This is a genomic window from Actinopolymorpha sp. B11F2 (assembly GCF_040195635.1).
Taxonomy (GTDB): Bacteria; Actinomycetota; Actinomycetes; order Propionibacteriales; family Actinopolymorphaceae; genus Thermasporomyces.
Genome location: NZ_JBEFTX010000027.1, coordinates 35,555 through 61,921, shown reverse-complemented (window position 1 = coordinate 61,921; position 26,367 = coordinate 35,555). Strand labels below are relative to the sequence as shown.

Here is a 26,367-nt window from a genome sequence, read left to right as displayed (position 1 = left end):
GTTGGCACGCGGCGAGGGGAGGTGTGTCCGTGACGTCGGCGACCTGGAGTTCGCCGACGAGAGCGTGGACATGATCTCCGAACCCGGCCTCACCCTCACCATCTACGCAGCCGAGCCAGCATCCCCAACCGCCCACGCCCCCGACCTGCTCGCCTCCTGGGCCACCACAAGCAACGAGACAACGACGTCGACGACCGACTCCGCGATCATCGCCGACCGCACCAAGCCTGCCTGCACCTCGGCGGTCTGGGGGCAAACCCGGGAGGCGCACCCGACTACGGATGTCTGGGCGCCTTAGAACACTCCGCCTCCGGCGCCGATGTTCTGCCCGGTGATCCACCGTGCGGCGTCACTGGCCAGGAACACCGCCACGTCGGCGACGTCGGCGGGGGTTCCGATGCGGTGGAACGAGGACATCATCGCGATGGTGTCCCGATACTGGTCCTGCATCATGTCGGTGTCGGTCGGGCCGGGTGAGATCGCGTTGACGGTGATGTTGCGTCCGCCGAGTTCGCCGGCGAGGGCCCGTACGAACTGTTCGACGGCGCCCTTGCTGCCCAGGTAGAGCGACTGGTTAGGGAAGAACATGCGGGTACCGCCAGTGGAGGAGACAATGATGCGACCTCCGTCGTTGAGGCGCCGGGCGGCTTGTTGGAGTGTGAAGAAGACGCCTTTGGTGTTGGTGTCGAAGATTCGGTCGTAGTCGTCTTCGGTGCAGTCGGCGAGCGGCTTTTCCATGAAATCGGCGGCATTGGCGACCACGATGTCCAACGTGCCGACCGCCAGCTCGGCCTCGTCGAATAGTCTGGCGACCTCGCCGGGACGGGACAGATCTGCGCGGATTGCGACGGCCCTACCGCCGGTGCCGGTAATGGCACTGGCAGCGTCCTCTGCGCGGGTGGAATTCTTCAGATAACCAACCACCACATTCGCACCCCGCGCAGCCAACCCGAGCGCGATCGCCCGGCCGATTCCCCGCGACCCGCCAGTGACCAGTGCGGTTTTCCCCTCGAGTTGGTGAGGCATTGCGTTCCTCCGTTGGAAAGATCGGATCGTCATGCTAGGAGAGGTCGGTGTTCCCATCTATGACCTTGACCTGGTAGATGAAAAGGGTTCGTGTCAGCCGCAGGCACCGGCTCAGGCATCGCGCGTCCGCTCGGCGCGGCGCTGTCTGCGCATGGCGTGCACGTCGGCGACCGGGCCGATGTGGTGCAGCTTGTCGGGGTTGATCACGGACCGGACGGTCTGGACGACGCCGTCTGCGATGTCGAGGGAGAAGACGTTGATGAGCTGGCCGTCCGAGGTCCACAGCACGGCGCCTGGCTGGCCGTTCACGTGCTGCGGCTCGATGGTGATCTCGTGCTCACGCAGTTCTCGGCTCATCTGGACAAACACGCGTGCGACACGCTCGGCTCCCACGATCGGCATGCTCCACTGCGGGGCCTTTCCACCGCCATCGCCGTAGGCGACGACATCGTCGGCGAGCATCCCGACCAGGCCGTCCAGGTCACCCTGGCTGAGCGCGGCGAAGAAACGAGCCGCCAAGTCCTCGCGTTGCTCGCGCGATGCCTCGAAGCGCGGCTTCTCCGCCTTGACATGACGACGGGCCCGGGCAGCCAACTGGCGACAGTTGGTTTCGCTCTTGCCGACAATCTCCGCGATCTCGTCATAGCCGTAGTCGAACACGTCATGGAGCAGGAACACCGCGCGTTCGATCGGGTTCAGCCGTTCGAGCACGAGCAGGAAGGCCATCGACAACGAATCAGCCTGCTCTGCATGCGCGGCCGGATCGGCCGCGTCGACATCGGTGAGTAAGGGCTCCGGCAGCCACTGACCCACATAAGCCTCGCGCCGCTTGGGAGCCGACCGCAGATGGTCGATGCACAAGCGCGTGATCGCCGCGGACAGATAGGCCTTCGGCGACACGACATGGACCCCATCGCCAAGCGCCTGCTGGTAGCGAACGAACACCTCCTGAACCATGTCCTCGGCCTCGCTCACACTGGCAAGCATCCGATACGCGATGGAGAACATCAGCGGACGCAGCTCCAGGAACGCCTCCGACGTCTCAGTTGCCGCAGTTGGCGGGGAGCCATCGGAGGTCCGAACGTCGCCCCGGCGCCGGCGCCCGCCCGCAGCCGAGCGGGCGCCGATGTCGCGTTCTGCTCTACTCATGTCGCCGCCTCCGGCGCGCTGCTGCTCGGAGACCGTCGATCGGAATCAGTCAACCCGAAGCGGAAGCCGTCCCGCCAGCTCGACCAGGCAGGCCGCCAGCCGAGCTCCCGCTTGGCCTTCTCGTTCGATGAACCCCGCCCCTGGGTCATCCACTGGACGGCGACCTGGCCCGCAGCCAGCCTGCCCAGCCACACCGGCACTCTCAGCGGTGGCTTGGCACCAGTAGCCTCGGCGAGGTACGGCAGCCACTCCGATACCGGGGCCGGGTCGTCGTCGACGATGTTGTAGACACCGCGACGACCGTGCTCTACGGCGGCCACCGTCGCTGCCGCGGCATCGTCGAGGTGGGTCCACGACCAGACTCCGCCGCCGTCACCGATGATCGGGAACTGCCGCCTGTGGACCAGCTCGACCTGTGACTCCGACGCTCCCGGACCGTAGAAGTTGCCGTACCGCAGCACAATTCCTTCCAGCGACTGCGCTGCCGGAACCACCCGGTCCAGGAACTGAAGGCCCGCCATCGTTTCTCTCTGGTTCTTCGCCGGATGCGGATCGAACGGGTCGTCCTCGGTCTTCACGGGACCTCCTGAACGAATGTTCGACCACCCGGTGTAACTCTGTGCGACGAAACGGCCGACACCGGCCGCCTCAGCCGCAGCGAGCAAATGTTCGGTACCCGTTGTTCGCAACTTGTTGGTGACTGCGAACCATGTGTCGAACCTGCGCAAGTCAGCCTTTCCGGCCAGGGCGGTCATCTGGTGCACGATCGCGTCCGGCTCGGCCAGCGCGACAGCCTCACCAACCGCCACAGCATCGAGGCCGTCGACCACAACGGGTTCTGCGCCGAGCCCGCGCAGCCGGTCTACCTTGTCGGCACTCCGAGTTGTCGCCGTCACCTGATGCCCACGCGCGACCAATTGCGGTACCAGTCGCATTCCGATCGCACCAGCAGCTCCTGCCACGAATACTCGCATCTCACTACGTCCTTACCATCGGGATCGGTCACTGCAAGGCTCTGAGACGAAACACCCCAGCCCGCTGTGACACCTCCAGCGGCTGATGTGGCGCAAGAACAAGATCACCTGCCCCGGTTTGGGTAGAGGGCTGGCCGGTACGAGCAGAAGCGAGGGATCGTGCAGCCGTCCTCGGGCTGTCCGTTGATGCACATCTGCGCAGGTCAGCGCCATCCACGGACACCGCCGGACGACTGCGAACGTAGGCGAATGAGGCCATGTCTGAGACCAGCGGGGCCGATGGGGTGTGCGTCCCCTGTTGGCATCTGGCTCGGGGAGCCCATGGGCAGGTAAGTCGTCCCGACGCTTCCCCGGGCAAGGGGATGCCGTTGAACTGCCGGGGCTTCGCCGGCGAAAGGGGAGATGGTCACAGTCCCCTCGACGCGGCGCGCGGGACAGCAACCACCGGTTCACCACGCAAGGCAGGCAGATGCGCCGATGAGATTGCGGCTATCTTCGGTCCGAAGGCCTGCGGCGGCATGCACGGCGAGCCAGGCCGTGAACGGATCCAGCTCTTCGAACGCTGTGAGTACCCGTTCGATGGTGCGAGGGGTATGGAGCCAGTCCTCACATCCGAGCGGTCGTGTGGCAACCAGCGAGCGATGTCGCAACCACTCCGCGCGCGGATGGTCGGCTGGATACCCACGGGGCATCCGTTTCATGGCGTTGCCGGCGAGTTCGAATCCTTTCTCTCGTAGCGTTCGCACCACCTCCACGAGTTCGTCACCGCTGACCTTGTCAGCGACCGCTTGCCGATAGCGCTCGACCTCTGTTGGAGTGGCGGGCCGCCAGGCGCCTCTCACATGCAGTCCGTCGAGGTCGAACGCGAGGCCGAGTACGAGAGTTCGTTGGATCCTGATCGTCGCGTACTGGTGCTGCCATCGTCCGTACGCCGGTGAGCGGAACCCTTCGACGGAGAAGTCCTCGTAGGCTGCGTCGGCATCGGCGACATCGTGCAGCAGCGCGATCATCGGCTGCCGCACCAACTGCTCGCGCCGTTGACGACACTTCTCCCGTACGTCCACAGGTGGGTCACCATCGAGCTGCAGCAGGACGTCGAACGCTGCCTTGGGCCAACCAGAAAATCGTCCGCACATGCCGAGCATTCTGCCGCCACATCTCGCCCCGGCCCGCGGCGCCAGCCGGTCGAAGACCTGCACGCCGAGCGGTTCCGCCGGCATCCGCCGGCGCTCGGATACCGGGCCACCGGATGAGGGGGCGTGCACCTATGACTGGCCACGGGACTGAGCGAAGGCGGGTAACCCCTAGTGGAGGGCAGGGCGGTTGCTCTGCAGTGGTCACTAACATCCGGCACCATGAACGCTTCCCGTATCGAGCAACCTGCCGATCTTGACGTGGTGCGGACCTCCTACGACCGCGTCGCGGACAACTACGTCGAGATGAACCTCGGTGACATCACGACGTACCCCTGGTTGCGGACGGCGATTGATGGCTTCGCAGCCGCGGTGCACGGTCTTGGCCCGGTACTAGACGTCGGATGCGGTCCTGGAGCTGTGACCGCCTACTTGGCGGAGCGCGGCCTCGATGTCTCCGGGGTTGACCTGTCGGCCCGGATGATCGACCACGCCCGGCGGTTACACCCCGACCAGCGATTTGACGTTGCCTCGGCAACTGACCTGAATCTGGTCGACTCGTCGCTCGGAGGGATTCTCGGGTGGTGGTCACTGTTCAACCTGCCCCGGCACATTCTTCCCCTGGTACTGGGGTCCTTCGCCCGAGCCTTGGTTCCGGGCGGGCACCTCATCATCGGTACCCACATGGGTGACGGCGATATCGAGCGAACCGAGGCGTATGGCGCGGTTCCGGTTGCGTGGACTACTCACCTCTGGCAGCCCGACGATCTATGGGCCCTCTTGGCTGCGGCGGGCCTCGATCCGGTGGCTGAACTGCGGCTCCCCGAGAGTGTGGCCGGGGTTCCCTCATTGGTGCTTGTCGCGCAGCGCGCCTGCCACGGAACTGGCGTCAGCTTGACCCCTTGAAGGCATCGGAGGTCTCCGAGGGGAGGTGAAGGGGTGTCGCGGGTACGGTTCCTCTCTCGCCGGTCGGCCACCAGAGGCTGACTCCCGAACCTGCTCGCCGGCGCAAGCCCAAGTCGCACGCGATCGACAAGTCAGGCCCTGCGCCGGCGACCACTCTTGGGGGCCGTCTCCCGTTCGAGCCAAGCGCTCGCGACTCAGATACCGAACCGGCTTGCCGAGCGCCTCCGCGTAGGCAATCTCCCGTCGGGTTGACTCACCTACGTAGCCGCCCGGATCCACGATGTACACCTCGTCAGCCATGCGAATCTTTTGGAAGTGCACGCCGCCAAGCCGCCCCTTCAGGTCCGAGCTGTCGGCTGTCCAGTCGTAGTCCGGCAGATCGGGGAGGCTGAACATTCCGAGGCTGATCACGACGCAACCTTCCATCGTGAGCCGCTGGTTGACCTCCGCGAACTCAGCCTCAAACTTGGTCGAGCCGCAGAGCGTGATGACCTTCGCCTCACCCTCGGCCGACTGCGACGCCTGCTGGTCGTCCATGAGGTTCATGATCGGTGAACGGCAGGACGAGTCTATCGCCGCCCCCTGGACGTCCGCTCATCAGCGTAAGGCGCTTTGTGTCAAGCGCTTGGTCGGCGCCTCGTCCGTCGCCTGTCCCTGCATAGCGGTGACGGGGGTGTGCCCGGCAGCGTGTAATCGGGTTGAGGAGACGACGGACGGGGCTGCCCATGATGAGCGTCGAGGTCATCGATGTGCCTCAATGCCGCGTAGGGCTCGCCCCGACCGTCCGCTTGATCCGCCGCGGCGAAGGTTCAGGCGGCGAGGTCGGTGGTCTTGGGGTGTCGTGTGCCGTGGGTCGCGATCAGCGGGTCCCAGGCGACGCTGGTGGTGATGACCGCGTGCAGGTGCCGCAGGATCGCGGCCGCGATCACGGTCTGGGCCTGGGTCGGGGTGAGCCTGTTGGTCTCCCGAGTGGTCAGGTGGCGGTAGCGCGCGGCGTAGACGGTGTCGGTCTGCAATGCTCCCCAGACCGCCCGCCAGGCCGCAACCCGGAGCCGTGGTCGGCTCTGGCCGGTGAGCTTGGTGCGGCCGGTGTAGGTGCCGGACAGCTTCTCCGGCGGGGCCAGGCCGGCGTGCTTGACCATCGCCCGGGCGGTGAGGAAGCGGTTCGGGTCGCCGGTCTCGGCCAGGATCGCGGTTGCGCCGACCGCGGAGATCTCGGCGATCGAGGTGGCCAGCTCGGTCAGCTCGAGCTCGTCGAGGACCGCGACCATCCGGGCCTCGGTGTCGGCCAGCCTTCGCTGGTTGTCCGCCCAGTCCTCCAACAGCAGCTGGGTCCGCTCCAGGGCGCCGCGGCGGTGGGCGAGCACGCCGGTCGGATCGGTGAGTGCGGCGAAGAGCTTGCGCACGATCCGCAGGCAGGGTTTCTGCCCGCCCCGCTTGATGATTTCCCGACGCACCGCGGTCTCCAGCCGGGCCAGGCCGAGCCTGCGGGTGCGGGCGAAGTCGCCGCCGTCACGGTCCAGGATCACCGACATCGTGGCGGCCCAGGTGCGCGACCGGAACGGCTGCCGGGCGGTCTTGCAGGGCGGCCGGCCAGACGCATTCGAGAAGGTCGCGCATCTGCTGGACCTGGGCCACCGCCTCGACGATCAACCGCTCCCGGCGGGAACCCAGGTGCCGCAGCCGGCCCCAGGTCTCCTCGACCGGCTCGGGCACGTAGCAGCGCAGCTGGGCGGTGAGCCGGGCGATCAGGATCGCGTCCTTGTCGTCGGTCTTGTCGAAGGTCAGGTCCTCGCTACGACGGGCCCACGAGGTCTGCATCGGCTGCACGCATACGAACGGCATCGACCGGTCCGCGGCCAACTGGCCCAGCACCCGCCACCGGTGACCGGTCGGCTCACACGAGACCCCTGACCTCGGCGAACCCCTTCGCCTCAGCGCGCTCGGCCGCCCAGTCCAACGCCACCCCGAGATCCCATGCCCGGCAGCGAAAGGTCCTCCGGGCCAGCACTTTCGAGTCGTGGTCGCTGTCGTGCGTCAGACTTTCTGGCACAGGGGTTAGTTGATCCCTGAGTCAAGGAGTTGGTGATGAGTAGACCTCCGGTGTTCCCGGTGGAGGACAAGGTCCGGATCGTGTTGTCGGTGCTGGCCGGCGAGATGACGATGGCGGACGCGGCCCGGCGTCACAAGGTGTCGGAGACCTCGGTCGGTAAGTGGAAGCAGCAGTTCCTCGACGCTGGGCGTGCCGGGTTGGCGGCGGGCACGTCGAAGGCGGCGGCGTCGCGGGAGTCCCAGCTGGAGGACGAGGTCGAGGAGTTGAAGGCCGCCCTCGGCGAGGCGCACGTCGAGCTACGGGTGTGGAAGAAGAGCTCTGAGTATCTGGCCCCTTCGAGGACCTCGAGGTGATCCGCGAAGACGCGGCGATGCCGGTCTCGAGGTTCGCAGCGCTGATCGGCATCCCGCGCCGCACCTACCACCGCCGGCTGGCCCGGCACCGCCATGGCGAGCCGGTGAAGGGCCCTTGGCCATCGCCGCAGGTCGAGCGGATCGAGCCGGTCGCGGCGAAGTACGCCGGCCACTGGCCGGCCTGGGGTCACCGCAAGATCCACGCGCTGATGGCGGTCGACGGCCACCTGGCCTCGACATCGACGGTGGAGAGGGCAATGCGCCGGCGTGGCCTGCTGCAGCCGATCGGCTACACCGGCGAACGTCGCGAGCTCGCCAAGGCCCGCAAGGCTGCCTTCGCCGAGCCACCGACCCGCCCGAACCAGGTGTGGCAGCTGGACTTTTCTGAGTACGAGACCACGACGGCAGGCACATGGCGGCTTGCCGGCGTGACCGACTACTTCGCCAAGTACGAACACGGCTGGCACATCTCCCCGACCTGCACCGGCACCGACGCGATCGCCGCGGTCGAGATCGCGATTGCCGAGGCTGAGCGGCTCGGCGGCAAGCCGCTGGTTCAGCTGCTGCCGGTGAACCCTGAGACGGGCAGACCGGTGCGGATCAAGCTGGTCACCGACAATGGCGCCGCGTTCAAAGGTGCGGCGTTCGCCCGGTTCATCGCCTCCCAACCCGAGCTCGTGCACATCCGTACCAGAGGCCGCAGCCCCGGCCAGAACGGTGTCCGCGAACGAGCCTTCGGCTCGCTGAAGTACGAGCACCTGTATCGGCTGGCAGACCAGATCGCCACCCTCGACGACCTATGCCGCGAAGCAGACACCTACCTGCGGATCTTCAACCAGATCAGGCCCCACGAGGCGCTCGCGTTCCACCGACCCATCGAGGTCTACCACGACCCGTCCCTGCACCCCATCCACAACATTCAATCCAAAGATCTTGTGCCAGAAGCTTGACGCGGGACACGGCGACCACCACCATCTGCTTCTTGTCGGCCAGGTCGATGCCGACGATCGCGTTCTCCAGTGGCACCAGCTCGCGTAGTCGAGCCAGCCGCGCGTTGCGGTTCCGATCACCCCTGGACACGCCGTTAGCGTTGGTCATGAACGTCCTCCTGTTTGCGATGGGACACCAAGCCCGACAAGCGCATCAGGAGGACGTTCCTACGCCCCGGATCGACACGCAGAACGTCTTTCTATGCCGCGAGTCGATCGCTCTTGCCGAGAACGCAGGGCGCACCACCGGCGGGATCCCGGTTCGCCCCTCGGAAGGTGATGAATCTATGAACCGCCTCGTAGCACAGGAGCTGTCCGCATGGGCGTTCGGGGATCGTCGAGGGTGAGGTGTCCGATTGCCACCCCGACCTCACGCCACCGCGGGGAGTCGGGATTACCGGGCATGTGAACTCCAGACGTTCCGAATTCGGGCCTCGTGCTGGTTTCGTTGAGCAGGGCGTCGAAGGCGGTCCCGGGATCTCTGAACCTGTCGATAAACGGGAGCCCCTGGCTCATCAAACATGTGGCGGCGTCACGGGCACAGTCTTCAAGATTCCGGCCGTCCTCCATGACATACCAGACGTCAGGGCGATCCGTCGTCGTTGGAGAGCCGTAGGGATGGAACACAGGCTGGCGCAGAGTCTTCCCGAGCGTCGCCGTAAACGTGAGCTCGTAGTCCTTGGGCCGTTCCTTGTCGGGGTCGAAGCAGAGGTAGAACACACCGACCTCGCCTGTGAACGAGTAGGTGGTGCAGCCGACGCCGTGCGCGGTGTACGACGTGAATGACCGAAACGTCACGTAGTCGATGGTGTGCTCGGATCGGCGCCATGCTTGCCGACCTGCGAACTGATCGAAGCCTGCCGACTTCAGGAGCGGACGGACCTTCTCCTGGAGGGCTCGTCCGACGACACGCCCGTCGGGTGGCACCGCGACGGTTGGCTTCGAAGGTCGCCGGCCAAGCATGGTGCGACCCTATGACGAGTTACTGGTCCATGGCACCGTCAGGCGCCGGCCGGAATCGTCCGGATCTGCCGCGGAGAGGGAACGCGGAACTGCCGATGAGCATGCTGGTGCAAATCTGCCCACGCGCCCGGTCGGTCCGGCCTTACGCTGCCGCTCGTGGTCGTTGACGCAGCGGACAGCGAGGTCATCCGCCAGTGCTTGTGGGCCGCCGCCGACGGTCCGTTCTTCCCTGACTGGGAGTTCCACACTCTTCTGGGGTTCGAGCGCGATGAGATCCGCCGCATCGCCCAGCGTTGGCCTGACTGGGATGACGATGTCGAACAGTCGGACGCCGTAAACAACGTCCTCAACCTCCTGGGATACCCGCACGGTCGATGGGACGCATGGCACGACTACATCTCGCCTGTGTCCGAGGATGTGGCTCGCATTTACGCGAGATGGCGTGACGAGGATGGGCAGGACGCCTCAGGCAAGGGCTACTTCGACCGTCTGAGGTAAGCGCACGCACATGCCGCGGAGAGTGAGGCGCGGACTGCCGATGAGGGGGCGTCAGTTCAGCGGCTCTCTATAGAGAACTTCCACGTACGCAATGTGATCGTCAACAACGTCGAGGATCAGCAACCCTGCCCATGGCGCGTCGAGCAGCACATTGCGATGCCCCGGCCCGTAGGCGCCTTCGGGCTTGGGCTCCGTGTAGAAGCTCTGACAGAAGTCGTCTCCGCAGCCGCACTGCGCAACGACAACCAGCGTGTCTACTTGTCCCGCCAGGGCCACCTCGCTCTCGGCCAGCAGGGCATGGCGAAGTTGAGTCGCGAGGGCCGGCCATCGGTCCACGACTAGCTCCATCTCGGGCTGACGCCACTTTGGCTCACGCTCGCCCCTACCGCCGTTCGACCTAGTCAAGGTTGCGGTCTCGCCACCAGTTGGCTCCCTTAGCGGCAAAGGGCGACGGCGTGGTCGCACGCATGAATCTGTCGTCGAGTGCCTTCACCTTGCGACCAATTCGTCGCGCGCGTCCGCCGCCACGGACTAGCAGCGCCTCCAGTTCGTCGCGAGCGTCCAACCCGTCATCGCCGTCGCACTGCGGACATCCGGTGACGTGGCTGGCGATGCCGGCTTCAGTTCGCTCTACGAGGTGTGCCCAGTCCGCGAGGAATGCCTGGGTCCAGGGACCGTTGTCAGTTCTGGCGGGCCGCGGCCGGGAAGGGATGCCGCGTGAATCTGATCGAGTCATCTGCAGCGCCGTGACGTGGCGCGTCCGGTGAGGTTGTCCGCAAGGCTAGTCCGGGCTGGCTGAAGACGCCACCTGATCCGTCCGGTCATGCCGCCGAGCGTGAAGCACGACCATGCCGAGGTGGTGGCGCCGGCCCGGTGGCATGGAACGATCTGCGTGTGACCGCGAGTGAGCCTGTTCACGTCGACTTGATCGACGCACACACCTTCGTCACCACCATGCTCGACGCCGGCGTTGACCTGAGCGACGTCCAGGTCGCCGCCCGCCGCGCCGACCCTGCGTCGCAGCGATTTTGCGTGATACTCCCGGGGAGAGTCGCCCATAGGTCACACTGCCAACTGTGACGGCCCCTGGACACGCCCTCGACGACCTGATCGAAACGGTTCCTTGGTCGAGGCTGGCCCACGCATATGACGTGGCACTCGATGCGCCGTCGTGGCTTCGGGTACTCGCAGCTGGCGTGGAAGGCAGTACCTCCGAGGGCCTTGAGGGGCCGGAGGATTGGCTGCTGACTACTGTCGTGCATCAGGGGACGCCGTACTCCGCTACAGCGCCCGTCCTTTGGATTGCGCGCCGGATCCTTGGCGATGGGTCGACGCACCCGGCTCTTGCCTGGCGCCTGCTGGCCATTTCGGAGAGCGCAACAGCCTTGCGCTGGAGCGCCGAGCGCGAAGATGACCGTCCCGGCGAGGAGCCCGAGCCCCAACGCAGCGCCGCGGGCCAGCCACCGTGGGCAACCTACCTGCCGCTTGGCCGCGAGCTCGCCAAGAAGCAGGGCGGCCGAGTCCACGATGACTACTTCGTCGCAGCCGGGGCGGACGTCGACACACTCACCGCCTGTGTCCTGGGCTGGGAGCAGACGGTCGTGGATTGTGTGCGCGATCGACGCTTCCTCGACGAGGCCATAGATGCTGGAAGCGCAATGGTGCGCCTTGCGCCGTCGTCGGCCCTTGTTCACACGCTACATTCGCTCGTCAGTGGCCCAGAAGACAGCGGACGACGTGCCGCCTCGGCCTTCGCACTTGCGGCATCGGGCTGCGCGACGCCCGACGTTGACGCCCTAATCGACCACGACGGCCGCGCCATTCGGGTGGCTGCGGCCCTGGGATGCCCCGACCATCCGCGGGCCCTGGAGACTCTTGTCGGCGCGGCGCGGCTGCAGACCGCAACTGGGTTCGAGCCACCTTTCCGCGTGGGTTCATAGGTCCCGAACCTTGGCTCGCGTCCGCCCTGTTGGTGACCGTGTTAGGTCGCGTATCGCTCGATGCGGCGGATGACCGGCTGGTCGATGGCCTCGAACAGCAGCTGGCGACGGTTGCGTACGGACCTCTTGGCGCTACGTATGAATGGGGACGCCTTCTTGCCTGGCTGTTGCCGGACCGCTGGCAACCGGCTTCGTACATCGACGTGCCGTCGTCCGACGATCTGTCGAACACCCACGGCCGGCTGCTCGCCGCTCTCGCGCGCAACGACGATCCTTGGGAGCAGGGCGCGGGCAACGCATGTCTCGTCCTCGGACAAGTTGGGCTCCCGCACGACCGTGCGGTCGTCGCCGCGCTCGCAGGCGTGGAAGTTCCCGGCCGCCCATCGTGGTGGCGTCGTTGGACTTCCTGAATCAACTGGTCAGCCCTGCACGGCGCAAATCGGGCCGTACGCACTCTCAGCCGCTCTAGGGGGATGGGTTGACGGTGTGCTCTTGCGACCCGGTACTCGGTATATATGGACACCTACACTTCTGCTTCGGTGCCGGCCGTCTCCGGCGTTGTCGTCGCTACAAGCCCGCTGCTGCGGATGGCCGTCGCCGCGTACTTGGCGCGGTTCAAGGGTCAGTCGCGGATCCACACCGAATCGGACCTGCGCGGTTACCTGAGCTGGTGTGAGGACCGTGCCCTCGATCCCTTCACAGCCGCACGACCTCACATCGCTCTACATCCGGTGGATGCAAGAGGTCCGCGGTTACCGCCCGTCAACGGTCTCGCGGCGCGCGTCGGTGGTCGCCTGGTTCTACCGCACCTGTGTGATCGACGGCGCCCTGGAGCACTCGCCGGCCGAGGCCGTCCTGAGTGCCGGGCCGGATGCTCGATCGAGTTGCATCCGTGGATGCTAGCGAGGCGACCCCTGGCCTGGTCGCTGTGCCAGCCTCCTGCCGCTGGGCCACTCAAAGACCGCTTCGTGGTCTCCCCACTTGAAGGCACGATCCGCCGCGTATACGCAAGCCCAGAAGTCAGCCGGGTTCCGGGCACCATTCAGCAGTTTGTCCAGTCCTGACAGGGAAACTGAGAACCCAAAGCCGTCCTCGAACCACACGTTGTACTGACGCCTCCATCGCTCCGGGAGCACGGCTGGACCCTTGTCGCGGCGCTGGATGTACGAGGCCATGTACCGCATTGTCGTCAGGACGTCGCCTGGTGAGCAACGCACGGACCTGCCGCGAGCACGAGAAGGCGCTGGGCAAGCTCGGAAGTCTGCTCAGCCCAATCCTCCTCGTCAAGTGCTGGGGAGCATAGCGTCGAACGACGACAGTCTGATCAGGTCTCCAAAGGAGTCGGCTGGGAGGCGGTTGGTTGCGGATCAGCGCTGTCTGGGCTGCGTCTGCTGGCTCGCCTCCTGCTCGCGGTGCTGACCGGAGCCTTCCGCCGTGCGCTGGACGGGAATTGAATGCGGCTTGGCACGTTCCTCGCGGACGGGTACGGACACCTCAAGCACCCCCGCGTCGTACCGTGCGTTGATCTGGTCCTCGTCGGCGCCCTCGGGAAGGACGACGCGCCGTTCGAACTGGCCGTAATGGAACTCGGTCGTGCCGCGCTCGTGCTTCTCTTCCTTGCGTTCGGCACGGATGGTCATGAGCCCGTTGTCGACCTCCACCGTGATGTCCTTATCCGGATCTACGCCGGGCAGTTCCGCACGGACGGTGTACGTGTGGTCCTCGATGAACTGCTCGACCCTCATGCTTCGCGCGCCTTGAGTCATCGGCTGGTTCGCCCATGCCAGTGCTTCGGGAAGCCTCTCGGCCCAGTCGAGGAGATCGGGAAGTGTACGTCTTGCGGGGCCACGCCACACTGTCGTCATCGTTCTCATCTCCTTTCGTTCACCGCAAGCCGATCACGAGTGTCCAGGTGACTTAAGGGGCATGTGGCCCTCGCCGCCCCGGGCTTTCGCCTGCCGTACTGGTCGCGCCGAAGCGTCGCGTGTCGACAGTCAGACAAGCGTGCCGAAGATCTGGAAGGCGCGTTCCCAGTGGTCGGTCTGCGGATTTTTCAGGGTGGGATCGATGATTTTGAACGTACGCGCAAGGGCGAGGCTCAGACCGCCGGCGATCTCGGGAAGTCTGTTCTGGGCCTCCTCGCCGAGGGCAGCATCCAGCGGTGGTCGGGCTGCGGTGAGCTGTTCGAGGATGGGGGCCAGCTCGATGTCTTCGTCCAGCTTGCGGAACCCATGAATGCTTTCCTGCAGCCCTTTGGTGATGGGGAGGTCAGACGGCTGGATGATGTCACGTCCATTCGCGTTCGCGGCGGCCTGGCCGATGAGAAGGAGATCGTAAATCTTCGTGTCCAGAAAGTCGTTGTATCGCTTGAGATCGTTCTTGTCGACGTCCAGACGTGCGGCGGCGCGGAAGAACCGCTCGAACCGGCTGACTCCCATGATTGGCATCTGACATCCCCCTTTGTCCTTGCTGGACAGAGTTTCCTTCCACCCAGATCGAGCCGACGGCGGGCTTGCGAATCGGCGTCGAAAGTTTCCAACCCGAGGGCCAGGCATACTTTGCGCGAAGCTCACGACGGAGTAACACTTGCCATCGTAAGGGCTGGTGGAGTCGTGACGTCGGTCGCGTGGAAGCGTGGTGAGCCTCGGGTTCCGCTCGTTCGAGGCGGCCTGGCGCCCGTCAGTCGGAGTCGTTTGCACAACCTGCGAAGCATCGACATCACGCCCGTCATGGAGTATTTCACCTGCTCTGACGGCACACTGCGAACAGGGATGGCACGACATGGCCACCGCAGTAGGCATCGATCTTGGTACGACGAACTCAGTGATTGCCGCGATGGAGAGCGGAAAACCCTCGGTGATCCCGAATGCGGAGGGATCGCGAACGACCCCGTCGGTCGTGGGGTTCACCGAACAGGGAGAACGACTCGTTGGCCAACTCGCGCGCCGGCAGGCGATTCTCAACCCCAAGGGCACCGTCTATTCGGCCAAGCGATTCGTTGGCCGGCGGTTCGAGGAGGTCGAAAGTGAGGCGCACGCCGTGTCATTCGACGTGGCCGAAGGTCCGGACGGCACGGCTCGTTTCAAGATTCGCGACAAGCTCTATTCTCCGGAGGAGATTTCCGCCCTGGTCCTGCGCAAGCTCGCCGAGGACGCGTCGAAGTATCTCGGTGAACGGGTACGAGAGGCGGTCATCACCGTTCCGGCGTACTTCAACGATGCGCAACGCCAGGCCACGAAGGACGCGGGCCGTATCGCCGGCCTCGAGGTGCTCCGGATCATCAACGAGCCGACCGCGGCGGCGCTCGCGTACGGGCTGGACAAACGCGAACATGAGACGGTCCTGGTGTTCGACCTCGGCGGCGGCACCTTCGACGTGAGTCTCCTCGACGTCGGCGACGGTGTCGTGGAGGTCCGCGCGACCTCCGGCGACTCACACCTCGGTGGTGATGATTTCGACCGGCGGCTCGTCGACCACCTGGCCGAGGAGTTCCAGCGGACCGACGGCATCGACCTCCGGCGTGACCCGCAGGCGTTGCAGCGGCTGTTCGAGGCCGCGGAGAAGGCGAAGGTCGAACTCTCGTCGGTCACCCAGACCACGGTCAGCCTGCCGTTCATCACCGCCGACGCCAGCGGCCCCAGGCATCTGAACACGACGATCAGGCGGTCGTCGTTCGAGGAGCTCACCCACGACCTCGTGGAGCGGTGCACCCATCCGGTCCGGCAGGCGATGGAGGACGCCAAGGTCACCGCCGACGACATCGACGAAGTGATCCTCGTCGGGGGCGCCACCCGGATCCCGGCTGTACAGGCTCTGGTCCGGCGGTTGACCGGCGGCAAGGACCCGAACATGACCGTCAACCCCGACGAGGTCGTGGCACTGGGCGCGGCGATCCAGGCAGGGGTGCTCAAGGGCGAGGTGCGAGACGTCCTGCTGCTCGACGTCACGCCCTTGTCATTGGGCGTCGAGACGCTCGGTGGCGTGATGACGAAGGTCATCGAGCGCAACACGACGATTCCCGCCCGGCGGACCGAGACGTTCAGTACCGCGGACGACGACCAGTCCGCCGTCGACATCGTGATCCTGCAGGGCGAGCGCGAACGCGCGGCCGACAACCGCGTCCTCGGCAGGTTCAGATTGGAGAACATCCGGCCGGCGCCACGTGGCGAACCACAGATCGAGGTCACCTTCGACATCGACGCCAACGGCATCCTCAACGTCACGGCGCGCGACAAGGACACGGGCGCGGAGCAGCGGATCACCATCACAGAGAGCTCCAACCTCGACCGGAGCGAGGTCGAACGCATGGTGCAGGAGGCCGAGCAGCACCGGTCCGAGGACACGCGGCTCCGGGAGACGGTCGACGCCCGCAACGAGCTCGACACGATCGCCTACCAGGTCGAACGCCTCCTCGACGAGGTCGGTGACGCCACGCCGGAACACGAGCGGGCTCGCGCCCAGATGCTCGTCGCCGACGCCCGGCAGGCGGTCAAGGACCAGAGCGTGCCGCTCGACCGGCTGCGGTCGTTGACCGGTGATCTGCAGCAGGTGTTCCACGGCATGAGTGCCGCCGCTTCCGGTGCTTCCCGCCCCGGCGGTCTGGGCGCCGGTGGGCGTGGTGGGGACTCGGGCGCAGGGGAATCGGGTGGCGGGGACCATGACGTGATCGACGCCGAGTTCACGACGGAATGATCACCATGGCAGACCCTGCGCGACCGGACGCCACGGCGACGGAGGCTGGCGCGGCGATGGCGGACGACGACACCGCTGCTGTCAGGACCGCGGAGCTGGAGGAGCGCGTGGCGTTTCTCGAAGACCAGTGGCGGCGCGCCCTCGCTGATCTCGACAACGTACGTAAGCGGACCACGCGTGAGCTCGTCCAGGCACGCACCGACGAACGGACCCAGGTGGCGGCCCAGTGGCTGCACGTCCTCGACAACCTCGACCGCGCCCTCGAGCACGCGGGTGATCTCGAGCGCCCAGGCGGCGGCCAACATCCTCTCCTGGAGGGGGTCCGCGCGGTGCGAGACCAGGCCGTGGCACTTCTGGCAGGTCTCGGCTTCCCGCGTCAGGAGCCCGAGATGGGGGAGCGGTTCGATCCGAGGCGGCACGAGGCGGTGGCGACAACGCCGCGCAACGATGTGCCGGAAGGCACCGTGGTCGGTGTCGTCCTTCCAGGATATGGCGAGGGTGAGCGGCAGCTGCGGCCGGCCGCGGTGGTGGTGGCGACAGCCGCGGACGATGGCGCCGCCGGCGCCATGTCCCGGCCGAAAGACGCGGGTTAGGGGTCCTCATGGCGCGGCGGGACTTCTACGAGGTGCTCGGGGTGCCCAGGACCGCGAGCCAGGAGGAGATCCAGCGGGCCTACCGCAAGCTGGCCCGTGCCCATCACCCGGACGTCAACAAGGATCCCGAGGCCGAGGAGCGGTTCAAGGACATCTCCGAGGCGTCCGACGTCCTGTCCGATCCGGACCTGCGCCGGCGCTACGACGCGTTCGGGCCCGACTTCCGCCAGGTTCCCGAGGGCATCGACCCGGAGACGTGGGCGCGCGCCCAGGCAGCCGGGCGAGCCCGTGCCGGTGCCGGCGGCCGGAGAGGGGCCGAGGGTGTCCGTTTCGGTGGACCGGAGGGTATGGACATCGACCTGGACGAACTGTTCGGCGGGATCTTCGGTGGGGCTGCCGGCCGCGGCTGGGGGCCGATCCCTGGCGCCGACCAGGAAGCACAGCTCGACGTCAGCGTTGACGAGGCGTACCACGGCGGTCGACGCACCGTCACGCTGGCCGGTCCAGGTGGCACCCGGCGGGTCGATGTACGCATTCCGCCCGGGGTGACCAACGGCCAGCGGATCCGGGTCGCGGGTGAGGGCGGCCAGGGCAGTACCGGCGCACCGCCCGGTGACCTGTACTTCGTCGTACGGCTGGCCCCAGATCGGCGGTACCGGGTGGAGGGCCGCGACCTCTACGTCGACCTGAGACTCGCGCCCTGGGAAGCGGCACTGGGGGCGATCGTCGCCCTGGAAACGCCGGGCGGAGAAGCGAAGGTGACGATCCCGGCCGGCACGTCCAGCGGCCGCAAGCTCCGCCTGCGCGGACGTGGACTCCCGAACCCGAGCGGTCGGCCCGGCGACTTGTACGCCGAGGCCCGTGTGATGGTGCCGCCCCGGATCACGGCCGAGGAGCGGCGGCTGTTCGAGGAGTTGGCTGCTACGTCCTCGTTCAACCCACGCGACGGATCCGATTCGAGGAGGCGACGACGGTGACCTCTGCGCTCGTCCGGATCACCCAGGTCACGACGCGGCCGGCCACTAGGCGCGACCGCGGACCGTTGCTCGATCTTGATGCGTTCGCCCGCCAAGGCGGCGTTCATCCCGAGTTGGTCGGCCGGCTGGTCCGGCTCGGCCTGCTCGAGGCCACGACGGGACCTGACGGCCGGCTGGCCCTGACCCCCGCCCAGGTGGCGCGGCTCGGCCGGATCAAGCGGTTGCACGCCCGAGCCTGCCTCAACTACGCCGCCATCGGCCTGGTCCTCGACCTGCTGGACCGCATCGCCGAACTGGAGGCAGAGCTGGCGATGACATCCCGACCGCCCCAAGACAGACCAACCGGAGGCCGCTCATGGATCCGAACCGACTGACGCAGAAGTCCCAGGAAGCCCTGCACGACGCGCAGACAGCGGCGCTACGCCTCGGCCATACCGAGGTCGACGGCGAGCACCTGCTCCTGGCGCTGCTGGATCAACCCGACGGACTCGTACCGCGACTGCTCCGCCAGGCCGACGCGGACCCGGAGGCGCTGCGGTCGGACGTGGAGGCAGAACTCGGCCGGCGCCCTCGCACGACCGGGCCGAGCGCCCAACCGGGACAGGTCTTCCTCACCCAACGCCTCGGCCGGCTGCTCGAGGCGGCCGACCGGGAAGCACACCGCCTCAAGGACGAGTACGTTTCGGTCGAGCACCTCGTCATCGCGTTCATCGACGAGGGAACGGCGACGGCGGCCGGCCGGCTGATGCACAACCAGGGACTCAGCAGGGACAGGTTCCTGTCCGCGCTCACGACGGTCCGCGGTAGCCAGCGGGTGACGTCAGCGAGCCCCGAGCAGGCGTACGAAGCCCTGGAGAAGTACGGTCGCGACCTGGTGGCCGACGCGGCGGCTGGCAGGCTCGACCCGGTGATCGGCCGGGACGCGGAGATCCGTCGGGTGATCCAGATCCTGTCGCGGAAGACGAAGAACAACCCGGTCCTGGTCGGCGATCCGGGTACAGGCAAGACCGCCATCGTGGAAGGGCTCGCGCAACGGATCAACCACGGCGATGTCCCGGAAGGGCTGCGGGACAAGACGATCTTCGCCCTCGACATGAGTTCGTTGGTGGCCGGGGCGAAGTACCGCGGTGAGTTCGAGGAACGCCTGAAGGCGGTGCTTGCCGAGGTCAAGGCGTCCACTGGCAGGATCCTCCTCTTCGTCGACGAGGTGCATACCGTGGTCGGTGCGGGCGCGGCCGAAGGTGCGATGGACGCCGGCAACATGCTCAAGCCGATGCTCGCCCGTGGCGAACTCCACATGGTCGGCGCGACCACCCTCAACGAATACCGCCGGCACATCGAGAAGGATGCCGCCCTGGAGCGCAGGCTTCAGCCGGTGCTCGTCAACGAGCCGTCGGTCGAGGACACCGTCTCGATCCTGCGTGGCCTTCGCGAACGGCTGGAGGTCTTCCATGGGGTGAAGATCCAGGACAGCGCCCTCGTCGCGGCGGTCGTGCTGAGCCACCGTTACATCGCCGACCGGTTCCTGCCAGACAAGGCGATCGACCTGGTAGACGAGGCGTGCGCGATGCTGCGGACGGAGATCGACTCGATGCCGGCCGAGCTCGACGAGCTCACCCGCCGGGTGACCCGGCTGGAGATCGAGGAGGCTGCGCTCGCCAAGGAGACCGACCCGGCCAGTCAAGCCCGCCTTGACGAGCTGCGTAAGGAACTCGCCGACCTGCGCGCCGAAGCCGACTCCATGCGGGCCCAGTGGGAGGCGGAACGCTACGCCTTGCGCCGGGTGCAGGAACTTCGGCAGGAGATGGAGCAGGTACGCCTGGAGGCAGAGCAAGCCGAGCGCGACTACAACCTCAACCGGGCCGCAGAGCTCCGCTACGGCCGGCTCGCCGAACTCGAACGCCGGCTGCACGCCGAGGAGGAGCAGCTGGCGGCCAAGCAGCACGGCCAGCGACTGCTGCGCGAGGTGGTGACGGAGGATGAGATCGCGTCCATCGTCTCGCGGTGGACAGGCATTCCAGTGACTCGACTGAAGGAGGGCGAGCGCGAGAAGCTGTTACGGCTCGACGAGATCCTGCACCAGCGCGTCGTGGGTCAGGACGAGGCCGTCCAACTGGTGGCCGACGCGATTATCCGCGCGCGGTCGGGGATCAAGGACCCGCGGCGCCCCATCGGGTCGTTCATCTTCCTGGGACCCACCGGCGTGGGAAAGACCGAGCTCGCCAAGTCGCTTGCTGCGGCACTGTTCGACACCGAGGACAACATGGTGCGTGTCGACATGAGCGAGTATCAGGAACGTCACACCGTGAGCCGGCTGGTCGGGGCGCCACCCGGATACGTCGGCTACGAGGAGGGTGGCCAGCTCACCGAGGCCGTGCGCCGCAAGCCGTACTCCGTCGTGTTGTTCGACGAGATCGAGAAGGCGCATGCCGACGTCTTCAACGCCCTACTGCAGGTACTGGACGATGGCAGGCTCACGGACGCTCAGGGCCGCACGGTGGACTTCCGTAACACCGTCATCATCATGACGTCCAACGTCGGCTCTGAGTATCTCACCGAGAGCACGATTTCCGGCGGAGAGATCAGCACGCAGGCGCGGGAGATGGTCACCAGCTCCGGACACATTTCCGGCCGGAGTTCTTGAACCGGATCGACGAGATCGTGCTCTTCAAGCCCCTGACACAGCAGGAGATCGAGAAGATCGTGGACCTGATGTTCGACCAGCTCCGCGACCGGCTCGGCGAACGCAGGATCACTCTCGACGTCACCGAGGAGGCGCGCCGGTTCATCGCGCGCGGCGGCTACGACCCCACCTTCGGCGCACGGCCGCTGCGTCGGTTCATCGCGCGGGAGGTCGAGACCAAGCTCGGTCGGGCCATGCTGTCCGGCGACGTGCAGGATGGCGCGACCGTCCGCGTGGATGTCCGGGCTGGTGAGATAACAGTCACGTACGAGAACCCCCAGGTCGCAGCTCACGCGGCCTGAGGAGGTGAGAACGATGCCCGCAGACAGCCAGGCAACTATTGTCGCGTGCGAGCAATGTGGCCGGCGTAACCGCGTCCCGGCGGTCGCCACGGGCCTACCCCGTTGCGGAAACTGCCGACGCCCGTTGCCCTGGATCACCGATGCCAACGACGAGACGTTCGACGATGCCGTCGAGGCAGCGCATGTGCCGGTGGTCGTGGATCTGTGGGCCTCCTGGTGCGCACCGTGCCGCACAGTCAGCCCTGTCCTGGAACAGATCGCCAAAGACCTTGCGGGACGGGTGAAGCTCGTCAAGATCGATGTCGACCAGGCTCCCGGCGTCTCCGAACGCTTCACGGTCAGGGCGATCCCCATGCTGCTCCTCATGAAGGGGAGCAGGGTGATCGCCACCCACACCGGCGCCGCGCCGGCCACAACGCTTCGCCGCTGGGTGGAGGACGGACTAAGAAAAGTGCCTGAATCCGCGGCTACTGGCGCCGGTCGGCGTACGCACTAGCCCCCTGCCGAAGGGGTCCTTGATGACCGATCCACGCACGCACCGGGAGACGCCCGACTTCTATGGCGCCTACCCGCGCCTGTCGCAGCCGCAGATCGACGCCCTGGCTGGGGGCGGGCAGCGGCGTCGGGTCGCGACTGGTGACGTGCTCTTCCGCGAGGGTGATGAGGGTTACGACTTCTTCGTCGTCCTGACGGGAATGGTCGCCAATGTCGAGGACTACGGCGTGGACCAGCACGTGATCAGTGTGCACGGGCCAGGCCGCTTCGTCGGCGAGTTGAGCGTATTGACCGGACAGCCAGCGTTCTTCACCGCTGTGGTGGTGGAGTCGGGGGAGATCCTTGCTGTTCCGGTGGATCACCTGCGGGAGGTCGTCTCCGCTGACCTCGCTCTCGGGGACCTTCTACTGCGAGCTTTTCTTCTCCGCAGGTCCATGTTGATCGGCCGCGGCGCGGGCTTCCGGATCGTCGGCTCCTGCTTCTCTCCGGACACCCGCCGGCTTCGAGACTTCGCCGTCCGTAACCGCCTGCCGCACCGATTCGTCGACCTGGAAAGAGATCCAGAAGCCGAGACGATGCTACGCCGGCTCGGCGTCGCGCCCAGCGAGACGCCGGTCGTCATCTGGCGTGGCCGTGAGGTCATGCGCAACCCCGACGACGCGGCGCTGGCTCGGCTCATCGGCGTTCGTGCGGTCGGTCACGGTGGCTCGCTCAGCGACTTCGTCATCATCGGAGCCGGTCCCGCCGGTCTGGCGGCGGCGGTCTATGCGTCGTCCGAAGGTATCGCCACCGACCTTCTCGACGCTGTTGCGACGGGCGGGCAGGCCGGCACATCACCGAGGATCGAGAACTATCTTGGCTTCCCGTCTGGTATCTCCGGTTCCGACCTTGCCGAGCGCGCCATCATCCAGGCACGGAAGTTCGGAACCGCTCTGCGGATTCCCGCCGGGGCCACAGCCCTGGAAGGCCATCCGGGGCACCACACCGTTCGGCTCGAAGATGGTAGCTCCATCACTGCGCGGACCGTCCTCATCGCCACCGGCGCGCGCTACCGCACACTTGGCCTCCCCCGGATCGAGGAGTTCGAGGGGACCGGCATCTACTACGCTGCGACCCAACAAGAGGCCCACTGGTGCCGCAACGACACGGTAGCCGTCGTGGGCGGTGGCAACTCCGCCGCCCAAGCCGCCCTTCTCCTTGCTGACACTGCTCGATGCGTCCACCTGATCATCCGGGGTGGAAGCCTGGTGGCGCACATGTCCCGCTACCTCGCAGACCGGATCGAACGCACCCCATCGATCGAGACGCATCTCCGCACTGAGGTACGCGAACTGATCGGTGATCGCACACTCGAAGCGATCCTCGTCGAGCACGTGAAGTCGGGTGAACGCCAGTGCCTCGACGTGCGCGCTCTCTTCGTCTTCATTGGCGCGGCACCCCATACGGGATGGCTGACAGACCAGGTCGCCCTGGATAGCCATGGCTTCATCGTCACCGGCGCTGAGAGCCCGGCCAGCAGGAGCTTTGTGGACCAGACCGGCCGGTCGCCGTTCCTCCTCGAGACCAGCCGACCCGGAGTGTTCGCCGCCGGAGACGTACGCAGCGGATCCATCAAGCGCGTGGCTGCCGCGGTAGGTGAAGGGGCGATGGCAGTCCGGTTCGTGCACGAGCAGCTTGGGTGGGGCGGTCCAAGCGTCCCGGACGAACCTTCACAGACAACGGGAGGTAGCCATGCCTGATCGTCTCTTCCGAGACCGACGGGATGCCGGTCGCGCCCTTGCGGCACGCCTTGACCACTACCGCAACCGTCCGGGTGTGATGGTGCTCGGCCTGCCGCGAGGAGGCGTCCCGGTGGCGTATGAAATCGCCACGGCACTGGGCGCTCCGCTTGACGTGTTCGTCGTACGCAAGCTTGGGGTTCCTGGACACGAGGAGATCGCGATGGGGGCCATCGCGAGCGGCGGCGTTGTCGTGCTCAACGATGACGTCATCCGCGGACTGGCAATCCAGCCTGAGGTCGTCCGACAGGTGGCCGAGTGCGAAGGTCGCGAGCTGCACCGCCGCGAAGTCGCGTACCGCGAAGGCCGCTCACTGCCGGACGCTACTGGCAAGACCATCATTCTCGTCGACGACGGCCTGGCCACCGGTGCAAGTATGCGGGCAGCCGTCCAGGCGCTGCGGCAGCTCAACCCCGGCCGGATCGTCGTCGCCGTCCCGTCGGCACCGAAGTCGACCTGTGAGGAACTCACCGATCTCGTCGACGAGGTTGTGTGTGCGACTACCCCGACGCCATTCTTCGCCGTGGGTGCGTCGTACTGGGACTTCCGCCAGACGACCGACTCGGAGGTCCGCGAAGTCCTGCGGGCCGCGTCGACCACCGTGGGCGCGGGGCCGGGTGCGCAGGGGCCGCGGGAGGTGACGGCAGTCCGGTCCGACTCCTTGCCGGTCGAGGATGGGGTGCCACCGGACGACGTGCTCTTCGACCTGATCGGTGACGCCCACCTCGTTCTGATCGGCGAGGCCTCGCACGGGACCCACGAGTTCTACCGGGCCCGCGCCGATATGACCCGGCGGTTGATCGAGGAGAAGGGATTCTGTGCAGTCGCCGCGGAGGCAGACTGGCCCGACGCCTATCGGGTCAACCGATGGGTGCGTGCCCGAAGCGTGGATGCCAGCGCCGAAGAGAGCCTGCGCGGCTTCCAGCGCTTCCCGACCTGGATGTGGCGCAATGCTGTGGTACTCGACTTCGTGGGCTGGCTGCGCGAGTACAACGACCGAATGAGCGACGAGCCGTCCAAGGTGGGTTTCTACGGCCTCGACCTCTACTCGCTCTACCGGTCGATCGATGAGGTCATCGCCTATCTCGAACGCGTCGACCCCGATGCCGCCCAGCGCGCTCGGGCCCGCTACGCCTGTTTCGACCACGTGAGCGGCGAGGATGGACAGGCGTACGGCTATGCCGCGGCGTTCGGGGCCGGCCCGACATGTGAGGACGAGGTCGTCGAGCAACTCGTCGACCTGCGTCGCCACGCGCTCGACTACGCCCGCCGGGACGGGCTACTCGCCGAGGACGACTTCTTCTACGCGGAACAGAACGCGTGGACCGTCCGGGCGGCGGCCGACTACTACCGCAGCATGTTTTCCGGACGGGTGTCGTCGTGGAATCTGCGTGACCGCGCGATGGTACGGACGTTGGAGGCACTCGTCCAGCATCTCGGCACGCAGCGAGGAGAGCCGCCGCGGATCGTCGTATGGGCGCACAACTCCCACGTGGGTGACGCGCGCGCCACCGAGTCTGCGGCCCGCGGCGAGCTCACCATCGGCCAGCTCCTTCGCGAGCGCCATCCCGGTGACTGTCGCCTGATCGGGTTCACGACCTACGGCGGGACCGTGACCGCGGCGAACGACTGGGACGCCCCCGCCGACCGCAAGGTCGTACGGCCGGCCCTGTCCGACAGCGTCGAGGAGCTGTTTCACGAGGTCGGGGAGAAGGAGTTCATGCTCCCCGTCGGGCAACGGACGACCCGAGCCGCCGAGGTGCTGCGTTCGGCCAGGCTGGAGCGCGCGATCGGCGTGGTGTACCGGCCCCAGACCGAGCGGCAGAGCCATTACCTGCAGGCGCGGGTGACCGACCAGTTCGACGCAGTGATCCACATCGACGAGACACGCGCGGTGGAACCCATCGAACGGACGGCGCGCTGGGAGACGTGGGAGGCCCCGGAAACCTATCCATTCGCCGTGTGAGGCGTTTGTCGGAGAGATCTCGCCGCCCTCCGACAACCCGCCTCATTCGGGCCGCAACTGATCGACAGGAAGGACGCCACCATGGCCGAAACGGGATTCTCGTCGTTCAACACGACGACGGACAAGACGAATCGCATTCTGAAGGAGATCGAGCAGGCGTACGGCTGGCCCAAGGAGCGGCGGAACATGTCCTACGCCGCCCTGCGCGCCGTACTGCATGCCCTGCGGGACCGCCTCACGGTCGAGGAGGCTGCGCAACTCGGCGCCCAGCTGCCGATGCTGGTCCGCGGCATCTACTACGAAGGCTGGGATCCCAGCCGGGTACCGATGAAGATGCGCCGCGACGAGTTCCTGGAAAGGGTCCAACGGGAGTTCCGGTTCCGGGTCGAGGGCGGCGCCGAGTCGCTTGTGCAGACCGTCCTTGCGGCAATGCGCGATCACATCACCGAAGGCGAATGGAACGACATCAAGTCAGGTGTGTCACGCGACCTCGCATCGGTCCTTCCGTAGGCCCCGGCGTATGTCGATCCCTTCCCGCAAGAACGCATGCCGACGAGGAATGTCCACGAGCGTGGCGGCGAGATCGACATGCAGCACCGCACCAGCAGCACCCTGCAGAAAGGACCGGCGCATGACCAGCGAACGGTCGGAGACCGCGGTTCGCGATGAGCTGCGGCGTGTCGAGGAGCAGCAGGCGGAGCTTCGGCGCATGGCGCAGGAGCTCCGCCGACAAGTCGCCCAGCGCGCGGATGCACCGCGGGACGAGGTGGACGTTGCGACGGAACTCACCGCGGCCGAGGAACAGGAAGCGCTGATCGCCAAACTCGAAGACCGGCGTCAGGCACTTCGCACGCAGCTCGGCGAGGCCTGACAGTCTGGGCAATTAGACAGCCGGGG

30 protein-coding genes are annotated in these 26,367 nt (G+C 66.5%); 18 read left to right on the top strand and 12 right to left on the bottom strand.

What is annotated here, in order from left to right:
• Position 1: 1 nt before the first annotated feature.
• Complete coding sequence (locus ABN034_RS32495; RefSeq protein WP_349694785.1) at positions 2-298, top strand: hypothetical protein; 297 nt, start codon at positions 2-4, stop codon at positions 296-298.
• Here ABN034_RS32495 and ABN034_RS32490 read toward each other — a convergent pair.
• The 4 genes from ABN034_RS32490 to ABN034_RS32475 all read right to left on the bottom strand — a co-directional run bounded on the left by ABN034_RS32490 (position 295) and on the right by ABN034_RS32475 (position 4,369).
• On the bottom strand, positions 295-1,026 hold the full coding sequence (locus ABN034_RS32490; protein ID WP_349694812.1) for an SDR family oxidoreductase: 732 nt from the start codon (positions 1,024-1,026) through the stop codon (positions 295-297). The genes ABN034_RS32495 and ABN034_RS32490 overlap by 4 nt on opposite strands.
• A gap of 111 nt (positions 1,027-1,137) precedes the next feature.
• Positions 1,138-2,175, bottom strand: a complete 1,038-nt coding sequence (locus tag ABN034_RS32485; protein ID WP_349694784.1) for an RNA polymerase sigma-70 factor — start codon at positions 2,173-2,175, stop codon at positions 1,138-1,140.
• The gene (locus tag ABN034_RS32480; RefSeq protein WP_349694783.1) at positions 2,172-3,149 is read right to left on the bottom strand and encodes an NAD-dependent epimerase/dehydratase family protein; all 978 of its coding nucleotides are present in this window, start codon (positions 3,147-3,149) and stop codon (positions 2,172-2,174) included. Before ABN034_RS32480 ends, ABN034_RS32485 begins: the two co-directional genes overlap by 4 nt.
• A 449-nt stretch (positions 3,150-3,598) precedes the next feature.
• Positions 3,599-4,369, bottom strand: a complete 771-nt coding sequence (locus tag ABN034_RS32475; protein ID WP_349694782.1) for a DUF2461 family protein — start codon at positions 4,367-4,369, stop codon at positions 3,599-3,601.
• 87 nt (positions 4,370-4,456) lie between these two features.
• On the opposite strand from ABN034_RS32475, the gene ABN034_RS32470 reads away from it, so the two are divergent.
• The gene (locus ABN034_RS32470; protein ID WP_349694781.1) at positions 4,457-5,188 is read left to right on the top strand and encodes a class I SAM-dependent methyltransferase; all 732 of its coding nucleotides are present in this window, start codon (positions 4,457-4,459) and stop codon (positions 5,186-5,188) included.
• On the opposite strand, the gene ABN034_RS32465 is transcribed toward ABN034_RS32470, so the two are convergent.
• The 4 genes from ABN034_RS32465 to ABN034_RS32450 all read right to left on the bottom strand — a co-directional run bounded on the left by ABN034_RS32465 (position 5,129) and on the right by ABN034_RS32450 (position 7,241).
• On the bottom strand, positions 5,129-5,725 hold the full coding sequence (locus ABN034_RS32465; RefSeq protein WP_349694780.1) for a hypothetical protein: 597 nt from the start codon (positions 5,723-5,725) through the stop codon (positions 5,129-5,131). The two genes, ABN034_RS32470 and ABN034_RS32465, sit on opposite strands and share 60 nt — an antisense overlap.
• 272 nt (positions 5,726-5,997) lie before the next feature.
• Complete coding sequence (locus ABN034_RS32460) at positions 5,998-6,717, bottom strand: transposase (RefSeq protein WP_349694779.1); 720 nt, start codon at positions 6,715-6,717, stop codon at positions 5,998-6,000.
• Positions 6,701-7,063: an IS110 family transposase gene (locus tag ABN034_RS32455; protein WP_349694778.1), complete on the bottom strand. Its 363-nt coding sequence runs from the start codon at positions 7,061-7,063 to the stop codon at positions 6,701-6,703. The genes ABN034_RS32460 and ABN034_RS32455 overlap by 17 nt, the downstream gene beginning before the upstream one ends.
• Before the next feature lie 22 nt (positions 7,064-7,085).
• On the bottom strand, positions 7,086-7,241 hold the full coding sequence (locus tag ABN034_RS32450) for a hypothetical protein (RefSeq protein ID WP_349694777.1): 156 nt from the start codon (positions 7,239-7,241) through the stop codon (positions 7,086-7,088).
• Between the two features lie 35 nt (positions 7,242-7,276).
• Between ABN034_RS32450 and ABN034_RS32445 the strand changes: the two genes are divergently transcribed.
• A complete protein-coding gene (locus tag ABN034_RS32445) occupies positions 7,277-7,594 on the top strand; it encodes a transposase (protein ID WP_349694776.1) in 318 nt (105 codons plus the stop codon).
• Positions 7,591-8,544, top strand: coding sequence for an integrase core domain-containing protein (locus ABN034_RS32440; RefSeq protein WP_349694775.1), 954 nt, complete (start codon positions 7,591-7,593; stop codon positions 8,542-8,544). Before ABN034_RS32445 ends, ABN034_RS32440 begins: the two co-directional genes overlap by 4 nt.
• A gap of 324 nt (positions 8,545-8,868) precedes the next feature.
• Here ABN034_RS32440 and ABN034_RS32435 read toward each other — a convergent pair whose 3' ends face one another.
• A complete protein-coding gene (locus ABN034_RS32435; protein WP_349694774.1) occupies positions 8,869-9,381 on the bottom strand; it encodes a hypothetical protein in 513 nt (170 codons plus the stop codon).
• Positions 9,382-9,702: 321 nt separating this feature from the next.
• On the opposite strand from ABN034_RS32435, the gene ABN034_RS32430 reads away from it, so the two are divergent.
• Positions 9,703-10,044, top strand: coding sequence for a hypothetical protein (locus ABN034_RS32430; RefSeq protein WP_349694773.1), 342 nt, complete (start codon positions 9,703-9,705; stop codon positions 10,042-10,044).
• 51 nt (positions 10,045-10,095) lie between these two features.
• Here the strand turns inward: ABN034_RS32430 and ABN034_RS32425 are convergent, their stop codons facing one another.
• Positions 10,096-10,380 carry a hypothetical protein gene (locus tag ABN034_RS32425; protein WP_349694772.1) on the bottom strand — a complete coding sequence of 95 codons (285 nt, stop codon included), beginning with the start codon at positions 10,378-10,380 and terminating at the stop codon, positions 10,096-10,098.
• Positions 10,381-11,195: 815 nt separating this feature from the next.
• Between ABN034_RS32425 and ABN034_RS32420 the strand changes: the two genes are divergently transcribed.
• The gene (locus tag ABN034_RS32420) at positions 11,196-11,984 is read left to right on the top strand and encodes a hypothetical protein (protein WP_349694771.1); all 789 of its coding nucleotides are present in this window, start codon (positions 11,196-11,198) and stop codon (positions 11,982-11,984) included.
• A gap of 32 nt (positions 11,985-12,016) precedes the next feature.
• Positions 12,017-12,394, top strand: coding sequence for a hypothetical protein (locus tag ABN034_RS32415; RefSeq protein WP_349694770.1), 378 nt, complete (start codon positions 12,017-12,019; stop codon positions 12,392-12,394).
• A gap of 957 nt (positions 12,395-13,351) precedes the next feature.
• Here ABN034_RS32415 and ABN034_RS32410 read toward each other — a convergent pair.
• Positions 13,352-13,729: an Hsp20/alpha crystallin family protein gene (locus ABN034_RS32410; protein ID WP_349694769.1), complete on the bottom strand. Its 378-nt coding sequence runs from the start codon at positions 13,727-13,729 to the stop codon at positions 13,352-13,354.
• 249 nt (positions 13,730-13,978) lie between these two features.
• Positions 13,979-14,431 (bottom strand): DUF1931 family protein, encoded by a 453-nt coding sequence (locus tag ABN034_RS32405; RefSeq protein ID WP_349694768.1) that lies wholly within the window; start codon positions 14,429-14,431, stop codon positions 13,979-13,981.
• Between the two features lie 334 nt (positions 14,432-14,765).
• On the opposite strand from ABN034_RS32405, the gene dnaK reads away from it, so the two are divergent.
• The 11 genes from dnaK to ABN034_RS32355 all read left to right on the top strand — a co-directional run bounded on the left by dnaK (position 14,766) and on the right by ABN034_RS32355 (position 26,341).
• Positions 14,766-16,676, top strand: a complete 1,911-nt coding sequence (gene dnaK, locus ABN034_RS32400; RefSeq protein WP_349694767.1) for a molecular chaperone DnaK — start codon at positions 14,766-14,768, stop codon at positions 16,674-16,676.
• 5 nt (positions 16,677-16,681) lie between these two features.
• The gene (locus ABN034_RS32395; RefSeq protein WP_349694766.1) at positions 16,682-17,269 is read left to right on the top strand and encodes a nucleotide exchange factor GrpE; all 588 of its coding nucleotides are present in this window, start codon (positions 16,682-16,684) and stop codon (positions 17,267-17,269) included.
• Positions 17,270-17,277: 8 nt separating this feature from the next.
• On the top strand, positions 17,278-18,246 hold the full coding sequence (locus ABN034_RS32390; protein ID WP_349694765.1) for a DnaJ C-terminal domain-containing protein: 969 nt from the start codon (positions 17,278-17,280) through the stop codon (positions 18,244-18,246).
• Complete coding sequence (locus tag ABN034_RS32385; RefSeq protein WP_349694764.1) at positions 18,243-18,620, top strand: chaperone modulator CbpM; 378 nt, start codon at positions 18,243-18,245, stop codon at positions 18,618-18,620. The genes ABN034_RS32390 and ABN034_RS32385 overlap by 4 nt, the downstream gene beginning before the upstream one ends.
• Positions 18,602-20,890 (top strand): ATP-dependent Clp protease ATP-binding subunit, encoded by a 2,289-nt coding sequence (locus ABN034_RS32380; RefSeq protein ID WP_502879132.1) that lies wholly within the window; start codon positions 18,602-18,604, stop codon positions 20,888-20,890. Before ABN034_RS32385 ends, ABN034_RS32380 begins: the two co-directional genes overlap by 19 nt.
• A complete protein-coding gene (locus ABN034_RS34715) occupies positions 20,887-21,231 on the top strand; it encodes a ClpB D2-like domain containing protein (protein ID WP_502879131.1) in 345 nt (114 codons plus the stop codon). The genes ABN034_RS32380 and ABN034_RS34715 overlap by 4 nt, the downstream gene beginning before the upstream one ends.
• A gap of 13 nt (positions 21,232-21,244) precedes the next feature.
• Positions 21,245-21,727 (top strand): thioredoxin, encoded by a 483-nt coding sequence (trxA, locus tag ABN034_RS32375; RefSeq protein ID WP_349694763.1) that lies wholly within the window; start codon positions 21,245-21,247, stop codon positions 21,725-21,727.
• A gap of 22 nt (positions 21,728-21,749) precedes the next feature.
• The gene (locus ABN034_RS32370) at positions 21,750-23,465 is read left to right on the top strand and encodes an FAD-dependent oxidoreductase (RefSeq protein WP_349694762.1); all 1,716 of its coding nucleotides are present in this window, start codon (positions 21,750-21,752) and stop codon (positions 23,463-23,465) included.
• Positions 23,458-25,470 (top strand): erythromycin esterase family protein, encoded by a 2,013-nt coding sequence (locus tag ABN034_RS32365; protein ID WP_349694761.1) that lies wholly within the window; start codon positions 23,458-23,460, stop codon positions 25,468-25,470. The genes ABN034_RS32370 and ABN034_RS32365 overlap by 8 nt, the downstream gene beginning before the upstream one ends.
• A gap of 81 nt (positions 25,471-25,551) precedes the next feature.
• The gene (locus tag ABN034_RS32360) at positions 25,552-25,980 is read left to right on the top strand and encodes a DUF2267 domain-containing protein (RefSeq protein ID WP_349694760.1); all 429 of its coding nucleotides are present in this window, start codon (positions 25,552-25,554) and stop codon (positions 25,978-25,980) included.
• Positions 25,981-26,101: 121 nt separating this feature from the next.
• Positions 26,102-26,341: a hypothetical protein gene (locus ABN034_RS32355; protein ID WP_349694759.1), complete on the top strand. Its 240-nt coding sequence runs from the start codon at positions 26,102-26,104 to the stop codon at positions 26,339-26,341.
• Positions 26,342-26,367: the final 26 nt, after the last annotated feature.